The following is an 11271-nucleotide window of genomic DNA, read 5'->3' as shown; positions in this document are numbered from 1 at the left end:
CTTGGATTAGGTTCTCCAAATATCAGATAGCACCTCTAACTGCCGTTAACCTGACATGGCCTGGGCAAGCCCATTATTCGAAGCGGGTCGGCGAGAAGGTTTCTTCAGTGATCCCCTCCTGGCGGAGGGCTGCCGGAATCGGCGTTTCCAGAAGCAGCGACGACGCGAGTGCAGCGACCGCCGGCGAACTTTGAATACCGAACCCGCCGAGCCCGGCAAGCCAAAAAAAGCCCGGCACCCGCTTTGAGGCACCGATGACCGGCAGCCGGTCCGGCGCGAAGGTGCGCAGGCCCGCCCAACTATGGGAGATCCGATGGATTTCGAGCTTGGTGCAGTCGCTCAGATATTGCGCCGCCTGGGCGATGTCCAATTCTTCCGGCCAGGCGTCATGCGGGGCGACCGGCGTCTCATCCGCCGGACTAACCAGGAGGCGGCCGGCATCCGGTTTGAAGTAGAAATCCTCGTCGATTTCGTTGACTTCGGGCATGGCCGAAACATCGTAGCCCTCAACTGGCACGGTGATGGCTGTTCGGCGATGAGGCACCAGGCCGAGAGGCGTCACGCCGAAATGGAGCGCCACGGGGTCGGCCCAGCCGCCCGCCGCGTTCACCACTGTCGTGGCCAGCAGATCGTCGCCGGTCGTCTCCAGCCGCCATGCCGATCCTTCCATTCGGGCGCCCGTCACCTCGGCTTTGCGGCGCAGGTCGGCCCCGGCGCGTCGTGCCGATTTCAGATAGGACTGCAGCAGGCTCTCAACCTCGATGTCCCAGCAATCCGGGTCATAGAGCGCAGCCGCGACCCAGTCGGGGTCGAGAAACGGGACCAGCGCCAGCGCATCGGCAACCGAGAGCAGCTGAAGCGGCCGGGCCATGGGCGGGCTCTTGTTGCGCTCGGCTTCGAAGACCTGATGGAGATGCGCGGCCTTCTCGGCCTGGGCAATGCAGAGGTTACCGCGCGGCCGGATGAGCGGCACATCGCAGAACCCATCCGGAGGCGTCTGAAGAAATCCGGCGCTCGCCCGGATCAGCCGCCCCGCGCCTTCGGACTGGAAGCGCAGCGAGAATTCCGCCGCCGAGCGGCCGGTGGAATGATAGCCCCATGCCTCTTCCCGCTCCAGCAGCACGACCGAGCGGCGATTGCCGATGGTATGTGCCAGTGCGGCACCGACGATGCCGCCGCCGATGATGGCAATGTCAAAATGTTCAGCCATTGATTGGATCCAGTGGAAAAATTGGGCGTCGGATATTGCGGTAGCTGCGGCGGGTGAGATCCGGCGAGCATAGTCCGCCGGCATCGGTCACGAGGATCTCACTTGCGAGCGGGGCGAAAGCGCCGCGGAAATGATGCATGGATTTCACCGCCAGGACCGTCTTCGCCGCCGGTTCGATACCGAGCGCGCGGAAGATGTTGGCATCGAGCATCTGTTGGTTTTCAGACGCGATCAGCACCTCTATCCCGCCGACCTGGAAAGAAACGGAGCGGCCGAGCGTGCCGGGAAGGCCGGTGAACATCGGTCCTTCGAAAGTAAAGGCCCCATCGGAGATGGCCGCAACAGTACCCGTGACTTCAATCGGCCCACCGCCCGTGCCCGGATCCGTCTTGCCGCCGAGCAAAATCGTGCATTCTGCGCCGACACCCGCGGATGCCAGAAGGTCAGCCGCTTCCGGGTCGTAGAGCACACCGAGAGCAATATTGACCAGCCCTGCGTCAAGCAGTGCAGACAACAATGTCGTACTGTCGCCATAGCCGCCTGAGCCCGGATTGTCGGAGAAGTCGGCCACCACGATCGGCTTGTCAGTGGAGTTGTGCGCCTTCAGCCGTGCGATGCAATCGCGAAGAGGGATCGGCCGGGCCCAGTCGTCGCGGAAGTCCCATATCCGCGCGCAGATTCTGTCGGCGGCTGCTTGTGCCGTGACGGTAGAAGCTATCCTTGCGTCGTAATTTACGAGAACGCTCGGGCCTGCCGCCCAGACATCGGCATCGGTGAAACCGGCGTTGACGGAGACGTTGAGGATGCCCGGCGTCATCATTTCTCGCGCTGCGTCTTCCAGCAGCCGGCACATCGGCCCGTCCTCGGTCGTTCGCCCGTCGTCACAGCCGACCAGCATCGGCGGCCGGGCGACGAGCAGGCGCGGCGCTGTCTCGCCAGCCATTGCTGCATGAAGCAGCGTGCAGGTCTCGCGTCCGCGCTCGCGCATGTCGATATGGGGATAGGTCCTGAAGCTCACCGCGATATCGGCAAGCCCTGCCATTGCATCGAAGATATTGGCATGCAGATCGAGGGTCACCGCAATCGGGAGGTCGGCCCCTACCACTGAACGGATGGCGGCGAGAAACTGGCTCTCGCCGTCCTCGGATGTCTCGGTGACCATCGCGCCGTGGAGTGCGACGAAAGTCCCGTCGATCCGTCCGGCCGCTTCAAGGTCGCGAACGACATCTGCGGTAATCGTGCGGCGCGCAGCTTCGGTGACCGTGCCGCCCGGCTGGGCATGAGCGGCAAGGATTGGCACAACCTCCCAACCCCTCTCCTCGGCCAGATCGAGGGCGCCGCCAATCTCGGAATTGGTGCCGCGCATCTTCGTGACAATCTCGGCACCTTGGAAATAGCGGCTGGCATGGAAGGCCTCGATCGGGGTCGAGCGAATGGTGAAGGTGTTTCCTTCGTGAGAGAATTCGATCAGAGCGACGCGAAAGYCCATCTTATACTCCTTGCCGGCCTGCCGCGCGGGCGCAGATATATTCCAGGATCAGCGAGGCGCCCAGGAGCGCTGTCACGCCGGTCGGATCATAGGGTGGCGCCACCTCGACGAGGTCCATGCCGACGAAATTGACATCGGTCGTCTGGCGCAGGATCGAGAGGATTTCGTGCGGCGCCAGTCCGTCGACGACCGGGGTGCCTGTGCCGGGAGCAAAGCAAGGATCGAGGCAGTCGATGTCGATGCTCAGATAGGTGGGCCTATCGCCCACCACTTCGCGCAGGCGGGCAAGGGCACCCTGCCAACCATGTTCGTGCAGCCAGTCACGGTAGAGCACGGTGATCGGGTCGGTGTGATCGTAATGGGTGCGGATACCGATTTGGATTGCGTGAGCGGGGTCGATCAATCCATCGCACATTGCATGATGCACGAATGTGCCATGGTCGAATTCCTCGCTCGCCTGCGTGTCACGGTGAGCGTCGAACTGGACATAGGCGAGCCGCCCGTGCCGCTCGGCATGGGCCTTCAAGGCGGTGTAAGTGGTGCTGTGATCGCCGCCCAGCATGACCGTTCCGGCCCCGTCCGCGACGATCCGGCGGGCGAAATCCACCGCGTTTTCCAGCATCTTTTGCGGCTGCCCACGCCGGAACGGCACGTCGCCAGCGTCCACCACCGAGAGCCGGTCGAAGGGGTCGAAACCCCAGGGCCAGACCTCGCCCCAGGCCAACTGGGTCGAGGCTTCGCGTAGCGCGGAAGGGCCGAAGCGTGCACCCGAGCGGCCGGAGGTCGCCAGATCGAAGGGAATGCCATAGAGGACAAGATCGACGCCGGTGAAATCCAGGCTAGGACGGCGCCGAAGGAATGTGCGGAGGCCGGAATAAGGCATTTCCACATAGGTCCCGTCCGGACCAGGCGCGGTCTGGAACACACCTTCATGGCCGAAGACGCTCTGGTTGGATTGTATTTTCATTTCAAACTGTTCCTGCAAAGTGTAGCCATCGGTTGCGACCCTCGAGGCGGCGCCAGAGCGCTTCGATCAAGAGGACGACGGCCAGATAGTTAAGCGCCGCCACGTAGAAGACGGTGAGGTCGAAGCTCTGGGCGTAGAGGGATCGCGCCTGGCCCATGATATCGGGCACGGTGATCACGCTGACGATGGCCGAGGCCTTGAGCAGCAGCACCAGTTCATTGCCGATGGTCGGCAGCATCCGTGCCGTGGCGATCGGCAGCACGATCTTGCGGAAAATCTGCGCGGTCGAAAGGCCGAGCACCCGCCCTGCCTCGATCGCCCCTCGCGGCACGGCTTGGATGCCGCCGCGCAAGATTTCCGCCTGATAGGCCGCGGAATTGAGTGCGAAGGCGAGGAGCCCGCAATTGAACGCGTCGCGAAAGAACCACCAAAGGCCAATATTCCGCAGTTCGCGGCTGAAGGAGCCAAGGCCATAATAGATCAGAAAAACCTGAACCAGCAGCGGCGTGCCGCGCATGAGGTAGACATATCCATAGGCCATGCCGGAGATTGTCCGGTTGCGACTGAGCCGGGCCAGTGCGAGTGGCAGCGCCAAGCTGAAGCCCATGAGCGCGCTCTGCAATGTCAGCGCAACCGTATTCTGAAGTCCTTGGGCCCATAGGGCGAGATTGTCGGCAAGAAGCGTCAGCATCTTTCTAGCGCCCCCTACCGCCGCGAGGAGCCGTGCGCCGTTCCAACAGCGCCTGACCGATACCCGACAGCAAAGCCAGCGCGACGTAGATCAGGGCGAGCACGGTATAGAAGAAGAATGGCTTCTTGGTCGTCGAGATCGCCATATTAGTGTAACGAACGAGGTCATTGACCGCCATGATTGAAACCAGCGACGTATCCTTCAGAAGGATCAGCCACAGATTGCCGAAAGCGGGAATGCAATGCCGCCACATCTGCGGGAGGACGACCAGGAAGAAGGCTTGTCTCCGGTGCAGGCCCAGCGATGCCGCCGCCTCTGCCTGTGCCTTGCCGACCGCCTGATAGGCGCCACGAACGACTTCGCTGCCAAGCGCGCTGAAGACGAGCGTCAGCGCCACCACGCCAGCCGCAAAGGCGTTGAGTGAAATGCTGGTGTTCGGGAAAGCGAGATGCACCACCCAGTCAAGGAGCAGTTGGAGCTGGTAGTAGATGATGACGAGGGTTAACAGCTCGGGCAGACTACGAAAGACTGTCGTGCTGGCGAACGCGAACCAGCGGGCAATCGGGCTGCGGGCGTTTTTGCCCCAAGCCAGCAGGAAGGATAGGACCAGGGCCAGCGGAGCGGTGGCGAAGGCGAGTGCCAGTGTTACACTCAGGCCTCGCAGCAGCTCGTCTCCCCAGCCCTCGTCGCTGAATAACAGCAGTGAGATGAACTCCATCGCGAATTGTCTTCCGATTGCTTGGCGGGGCTGGCTGGACGCTGACTGTGTGGCGTCCAACCTGGTTGCAGACTAGTTGAAGATTTCGCCGGCGAGCTTCGGTTGTGTCATGATGTCGAATTTGAAATAGCGCGCGCGAATCTTGCCATAGGTGCCGTTGGCCTGGATCTCGGCCAGCGCGTCATTCAGCCGCTTCAGCAGCGCCTCATCGTCCTTGCGGACGGCGATCCCGGTGCCCTTCATGCCGTCATCGCCGAAGGCCTCTCCGACGAAATCACAGCAGGCGCCGCTGTCCTTGGCGAGCCAATCCGCCAGCACGAACTGGCTGGCCAGGACCAAATCAAGCCTTTGATTGTCGAGGTCGAGCAGAGCGTCATCAAGCTTGGGATAAAGCTTCACCTCCACTTCGGGGAAATATTGCTTGAGGATCGCGACCTCGGTCGTGCCTGATTGGGTGCCGACCACCAGCCCTTTCAGATCGGCTGGCAGCGCGTTCTTCGGTCCCGATTCCTTGGACGCGACGAAGCGGTCGGGGTTGAAATAGTAGGGAGCGGTGAAACTGATCACCTTCGCGCGTTCAGTGGTGATCGCCATCGAGGAGAGGATGGCGTCGAATTTCCTGGCATTCAGCGCCGGGATGATTCCATCCCAATCGGTGGACACCCATTCGCATTTCACCTTCATCGCATCGCAGAGCGCGTTGCCGATGTCGATATCGAAGCCGTTGAGATTGCCGGCGCTGTCAAAATACTCGAACGGCGGGTAGTAGCCCTCAGTTCCCATTCGGACGACGCCGTCATCCGCCACCGCATTGGTCGAGGCAGCAGCGGCAATCAGGGCGAGGATTCTAAGATATCGCATGGCGGTCTCCTGTTGATGGGTGCGGGTTTTGCTCCGAGGGCAGTTCAGGATTCCGGAACATGGCGAATATTGAAAATTCTTATTTCTTCTTCTAGAAATAAATTTCGCTTATGGAGGCGTGCAGATGGTCGATTTCGTCCGGCAACTTGACTGGAACCTGCTGCACACATTCATGGTCGTGGCGCAGGAGCGGAGCATGACACGGGCCGCCGACGTGATGCACCGCACCCAGCCGGCGATCAGCCAGGGGATCAAGCGACTTGAGGAAACGGCCGGCACGAAGCTTCTGGAACGCAGCCGTACCGGCCTGATCCCTACGCCCGCGGGCGAAATGCTGCTCGAACAGGTCCGATCGATTTTCGCCACGATTTCCCGCTTGCCGGTCGGTTTCGAAGCGGCGCCAGCGGCGTTGTCCGGCAGGTTGAAGATCGCCATGATCGACCAGGTGGTGAACGAGACTTTGGATCGTGCGCTGACGTCTTTCTTCGCGCGGTATCCAGGTGTGGATCTGGAAATCACCGTGAGCACCACCGCCGCCATCATCCGTGCCGTAGAACTCGGTCATTGCACCTTCGGGATCTCTGACGGGGTGATCCCGGATTTCCTCGCTTCCCGCGAGTTGATGCGAGAGAGGTTTGGGCTGTTCTGCGGCGCGATCCACCGGTTGGCTGGCCGCAGGGACTTGAACGTCGCACAACTGCGCGCCGAACCATTTATCGGCTTCACCGCAGATGTACTCGGCGGCACGCATATGGGCGATGTCACCGCCTACCGCGCCAGCGCCTCGATCGGTCAACGGGTACGAGGTCAGTCGAGCTATGTCAGCGAGATACGGCGGATGATCGAATGCGGCCTCGGAATAGGCTTCCTGCCGTTGCATCTCGCCGAACCGTATGTCGACMAGGGAAAGTTGTGGCGCCTTCCGCCCTATCGCGACGAACCCTGCGCTGCAGCCTTTGTCGTTACCAATCCGCAAATCGGGCTTTCGGTGCCCGAGACGTTGTTCTTGAAGGAGCTTTCGAAGATCGATTTCGGGCTCTGAGCGGCGAGTCTCACAGGTTATGAATTGTCACGCCGCCCCATAAACGGCCGGCACGAGCAATGATGTCCGGTTTCAAATACCGTTTGATGATCGCAGTTCGTAGAGCACGTGATGGCGCAACGGATGTCCTTCGGCCAAATTGGGATGATCGAACTCACCGATCTGGCTCATCCCCAGCCGTCTCATCAAACCCCAGGAATTGCTGTTTGCGGGCACAGTGAAACTGACGATGCGGTCAAGCTTCAGATCGTTGAACGCAAAGTCGAGAGACCGTTCCGCGGCCTCGCGCGCGTATCCGGCGCCGTGGCGAGACGCTGAAAGCCGCCAACCGATTTCGACTGCAGGGGCAAACGGCAAAGCCGGCGAAACATTGCTGAGGCCGCAGAGGCCGATCAACGCGCCGCTTGCCTTCTCCTCCAGCGCCCAGAACCCCCAGCCATGATCCTCGAAGTGAAGGTCGATGCGGTCGAGCATCGCATTCGACTGTTCGTCGGTCAGAGGATTGAGATATCTGACGACGTCGGGTTCGGCATTGATCGCAGCGAAGGGTTTGCGATCATCCTGTCGCCAGGGCCTCAAAATCAGACGTTCGCTTTCGAGCCTCATCGTCCCTCTGCGATAGATCCTACCAGAGCGTCATGTGACGGTTGACGTCCTTGTAGAGCAGATAGCGGAAACGGCCGGGGCCGCCCGCGTAACATGCCTGCGGGCAGAAGGAGCGCAGCCACATGAAGTCGCCGGCCTCGACCTCGACCCAATCCTGGTTCAGCCGATAGACCGCCTTGCCCTCCAGCACATAGAGACCATGCTCCATGACATGGGTTTCCATGAAGGGGATCACGGCGCCCGGCTCCAGAGTCACGATATTCACGTGCATGTCGTAGCGGACATCGGCCGGATCGATGAACCGGGTCGTCCCCCAGCGTCCATCGGTGTCCGGCATTGCCTGGATGGCATGTTCGTCCTCATGCGTGACGATCGCCGGTGGCAGCTCCAGCCCCTCGACCTCCTGAAAGGCCTTTCGGACCCAGTGGAATTTTGCCGCAGTTGAGCCGCCGTTTTTCAGGCGCCAGGCCGAACCCGCCGGAAGATAGGCGAACGAACCGGCCCGGAGCGCATGGCTGACGCCGTCGAGTTCCACGGCCATCTCGCCTTCGACGACGAACAGAACCGCTTCGGCCCGCTTGTCAGGCTCCGGCCGATCGCTTCCGCCGCCCGGCTGAACTTCCATCACATATTGCGAGAAGGTCTCGGAAAAACCGGAGAGCGGCCTGGAGAGAACCCATGCCCGTGTCCCCGTCCAATGCGGAAGGACGCTGGTGACGATGTCGGTCATGACGCTGCGCGGGATGACCGCATAGGCTGTGRTGAAGACGGCCTTGCTGGAAAGCAGTTCGGTTTGCGGCGGCAGTCCGCCGAGTTTGGAATAATAATCTCTGTTCATCGGTCCAGGCTTCGCGGCATTTGGCACTGCATCTGCTTTATGCGCCGCTCACCTTCCAGGCAACTCTTAATTCGACCGTGAAAATCGATGCGGAGCCGAGCGGCCGCGTTTCCGTCAGAACTCGACTTCCAGCTCGACGATCTCGTCCGGCTCGACCAACGCCCCTTCGGTCCATTCGCCCATCAGCGGCCAGGACAGTACCGTCTCGACATAGGCTGCGAGCCGCGGCTCCAACTCCACCGCATAGGTGCGAAAGCGGGTGCAGACCGGCGCGTACATCGCATCGGCCACGGTCGGCGCGGTCCCGAACAGCCAAGGCCCGCCGCTTGCCTCGAGGCATTCGGTCCAGATCGCCTTGACGCGCTCGACATCGGGCCGCGCGCCCGAGAATATCTTGAAACGCTCATGCCGCGCCTTGAGGTTCATCGGCAATGCCGAGCGCAGATTGTGGAAACCCGAATGCATCTCGCCCGAGACCGACCGGCAGCGGGCGCGCGCCGCGCGCTCGGCGGGCCAGAGCCCGGCAGTGGGCGCCACCTCGTGGAGATATTCCGCGATCGCCAGCGTGTCCCAGACCGTCACGTCGTCATGGGTCAGCCTCGGCACCAGAACCGACGGTGAAAGCAGAAGCAGTTCCTGGCGCGCCTCGTCATCCAGCTCCACAAGGACTTCGGCGAAGTCCAGCCCCGCCATCCGGCACAGCAGCCAGCCGCGCAGAGACCATGAGGAGTAGTTCTTCGAGGAAATCGTCAGTGCCGCCTGCGACATCGGGCTCTATCCTTGTCGGACAATGTTGCTTCTTCCTCGATAATCTTCTCGCATGGCAGGACATATTCCACTAGCATTTTTTGCACCGCCGCATCGATGCGGCAGTGCGGGAGATTTCGGCCATGCTCTATCAGGCCTATCAGTTCCAGGATGATCTCATCGCGCCCCTGCGCGATCTGGCACGGCGCCTGCAGATCTTCTCCGCGACAGCGTTCTGGGAACCTGTCGGCAGTATGGGCCGGCACTTCGCCGCCGCGCTGGAGATGATCTCACGCTTCGAGATCACCCACGAACGTCCAGACTTCGCCATCACCTCTGCGATGATCGGCAACCGCATGGCGCCCGTCACCGTCGAGACCGTGCTCGACATGCCCTTCGGCACGCTGCTGCGCTTTGCGGCGGAAACAGACGCGCCGCGACCGCGGGTGCTGGTCGTCGCACCGCTCTCCGGTCATTTCGCCACACTCCTGCGCGGCACCGTGCAGACCCTGCTGCGCGATCACGACGTCTATATCACCGACTGGGYCAATGCCCGCGACGTGCCGCTGTCGGCAGGGCGTTTCGGCATGGACGATTATGTGGACTATATCATCCGCTTCCTGGAGGAGATCGGTCCGGGTGCTCATATCCTCGCCGTCTGCCAACCCTGCGTGCAGGCGCTGGCCGCCGTTGCCGTGATGTCGGAAGAGCGGCATCCCGCCACCCCGCGCACCATGACGCTGATGGCCGGGCCGATCGACCCGCGCGAAAGCCCGACGAAGGTCAACGAGCTTGCCGTGTCGAAGTCGCTCGCCTGGTTCGAGAATTCGTTGATCGCAGCTGTTCCCTGGCGCTATCGGGGCGCCGGACGGCGCGTCTATCCCGGCTTCCTCCAGCTCGTCGCCTTCATGTCGATGAACATGGAGCGCCATCAGGACGCTCATCGCAAGCTTTACGACCATCTGGCGAAGGGCGAGACCGCCGAGGCCGGCAAGATCAAGAATTTCTATGACGAATATTTCGCCGTGCTCGACCTCACCGAGGAATTCTACATCGAGACCATCGAACGCGTCTTCCAGAAAGCGGAACTCGCAACCGGCGACTTGACCCACCATGGCCGCAAGGTCGATCCGGGCCAGATCCGCAACACCGCGCTTTTGACCGTCGAGGGCGGGCGCGACGATATCTGCGCCCTCGGCCAGACCTCGGCCGCGCACGATCTCTGTCGGGCGCTGCGCCCGCATCTGAAGCGCCATCATCTTCAGGCCAATGTCGGACATTACGGCGTCTTCAATGGCCGCCGCTGGGAGGGGGAAATCTACCCCGTCGTACGCAACATGATCCTGGCGATGGAATAGTGCCCGCCAAATCCGAAACGCGATGGCAAGTTTACCGATCGGCCATCACCAGATGGCCCGGCCCGACTTCGCGATAAGAAGTGCTCGCGGGCTGATAGTCGACTGATCGCATCGGGCTCTTGATCTCGTCATTCGCCACCATCCGCTTTTCATGGCGGCGGTCTGGATCGGGCACGGGCACTGCCGCAATGAGTTTCTTCGTATAGGGATGCTGCGGATTTTCGAAAACCGCGGCCCGTGGGCCGATCTCGACGATCTCGCCGAGATACATCACCGCTACCCGATGGCTGACGCGTTCGACCACCGCCATGTCGTGCGAGATGAACAGGAAGGCAAGGTTGAGGCTCTGCTGCAGATCCAGCATCAGGTTGATGACCTGTGCCTTGATCGAGACGTCGAGCGCCGAGACGCTTTCATCGGCGACGATGACCTTCGGCCGCAAGGCAAGCGCGCGGGCAATGCAGATGCGCTGGCGCTGGCCGCCGGAAAATTCATGCGGATAACGCGCGGCCATATCCGCCGACAGGCCGACCTTCACCAGCAGGTCGGCGACGATGTCCTTTGCCTGTTTTGAATTGCCCATCCTGTGTTCGAGATAGGGTTCGGCGATCGCTGCGCCGACTGTCATGCGCGGATTGAGGCTGGCAAAGGGATCCTGGAAGATCATCTGCACGGATTTGCGCATCTCGCGCAGATCCTTCCTGTCGAGGCCGAGCACCTCCCTGCCCTCGACGAGAATGGAAC

General features: G+C 61.6%; 12 protein-coding genes. 2 read left to right on the top strand and 10 right to left on the bottom strand.

The genetic code is table 11. The features are described from left to right. Positions 1 to 73: 73 nt before the first annotated feature. From AC1D1Z_RS29085 to AC1D1Z_RS29060, 6 genes are all read right to left on the bottom strand, one after another. A complete protein-coding gene (locus AC1D1Z_RS29085) occupies positions 74 to 1210 on the bottom strand; it encodes an NAD(P)/FAD-dependent oxidoreductase (protein WP_047617963.1) in 1137 nt (378 codons plus the stop codon). After that, the gene (locus tag AC1D1Z_RS29080; protein ID WP_477852400.1) at positions 1203 to 2699 is read right to left on the bottom strand and encodes a M81 family metallopeptidase; all 1497 of its coding nucleotides are present in this window, start codon (positions 2697 to 2699) and stop codon (positions 1203 to 1205) included. Before AC1D1Z_RS29080 ends, AC1D1Z_RS29085 begins: the two co-directional genes overlap by 8 nt. 1 nt (position 2700) lies before the next feature. After that, positions 2701 to 3666, bottom strand: coding sequence for an agmatinase (gene speB, locus AC1D1Z_RS29075; protein WP_080763949.1), 966 nt, complete (start codon positions 3664 to 3666; stop codon positions 2701 to 2703). Position 3667: 1 nt separating this feature from the next. After that, positions 3668 to 4357, bottom strand: coding sequence for an ABC transporter permease (locus AC1D1Z_RS29070; protein ID WP_477852398.1), 690 nt, complete (start codon positions 4355 to 4357; stop codon positions 3668 to 3670). 4 nt (positions 4358 to 4361) lie between these two features. Continuing rightward, entirely contained in the window at positions 4362 to 5075 is a 714-nt protein-coding gene (locus AC1D1Z_RS29065; RefSeq protein WP_477852396.1) for an ABC transporter permease, read from the bottom strand. A 72-nt stretch (positions 5076 to 5147) separates the two neighbouring features. Next, on the bottom strand, positions 5148 to 5936 hold the full coding sequence (locus AC1D1Z_RS29060; RefSeq protein WP_028732583.1) for a transporter substrate-binding domain-containing protein: 789 nt from the start codon (positions 5934 to 5936) through the stop codon (positions 5148 to 5150). Between the two features lie 124 nt (positions 5937 to 6060). Between AC1D1Z_RS29060 and AC1D1Z_RS29055 the strand changes: the two genes are divergently transcribed. Beyond that, the gene (locus AC1D1Z_RS29055) at positions 6061 to 6978 is read left to right on the top strand and encodes a LysR family transcriptional regulator (protein WP_477852394.1); all 918 of its coding nucleotides are present in this window, start codon (positions 6061 to 6063) and stop codon (positions 6976 to 6978) included. A 72-nt stretch (positions 6979 to 7050) separates the two neighbouring features. Here the strand turns inward: AC1D1Z_RS29055 and AC1D1Z_RS29050 are convergent, their stop codons facing one another. From AC1D1Z_RS29050 to AC1D1Z_RS29040, 3 genes are all read right to left on the bottom strand, one after another. Next, positions 7051 to 7584, bottom strand: coding sequence for a GNAT family N-acetyltransferase (locus AC1D1Z_RS29050; protein WP_446948786.1), 534 nt, complete (start codon positions 7582 to 7584; stop codon positions 7051 to 7053). A gap of 19 nt (positions 7585 to 7603) precedes the next feature. Continuing rightward, the gene (locus tag AC1D1Z_RS29045; RefSeq protein ID WP_477852392.1) at positions 7604 to 8422 is read right to left on the bottom strand and encodes a bifunctional allantoicase/(S)-ureidoglycine aminohydrolase; all 819 of its coding nucleotides are present in this window, start codon (positions 8420 to 8422) and stop codon (positions 7604 to 7606) included. A 114-nt stretch (positions 8423 to 8536) separates the two neighbouring features. Next, positions 8537 to 9190, bottom strand: a complete 654-nt coding sequence (locus AC1D1Z_RS29040) for a glutathione S-transferase (RefSeq protein ID WP_222285862.1) — start codon at positions 9188 to 9190, stop codon at positions 8537 to 8539. Between the two features lie 122 nt (positions 9191 to 9312). Between AC1D1Z_RS29040 and AC1D1Z_RS29035 the strand changes: the two genes are divergently transcribed. Further along, positions 9313 to 10527 carry a polyhydroxyalkanoate depolymerase gene (locus AC1D1Z_RS29035; protein WP_477852391.1) on the top strand — a complete coding sequence of 405 codons (1215 nt, stop codon included), beginning with the start codon at positions 9313 to 9315 and terminating at the stop codon, positions 10525 to 10527. A 31-nt stretch (positions 10528 to 10558) separates the two neighbouring features. Here AC1D1Z_RS29035 and AC1D1Z_RS29030 read toward each other — a convergent pair. Further along, positions 10559 to 11271: ATP-binding cassette domain-containing protein (locus AC1D1Z_RS29030; RefSeq protein WP_477852389.1), on the bottom strand; the 713-nt coding region annotated here is incomplete at its 5' end.

This window comes from Rhizobium sp. P1_E1 (assembly GCF_056406015.1).
Note: the sequence above shows the minus strand (reverse complement) of the source record. Positions and strands in the feature narration are given on the sequence as shown.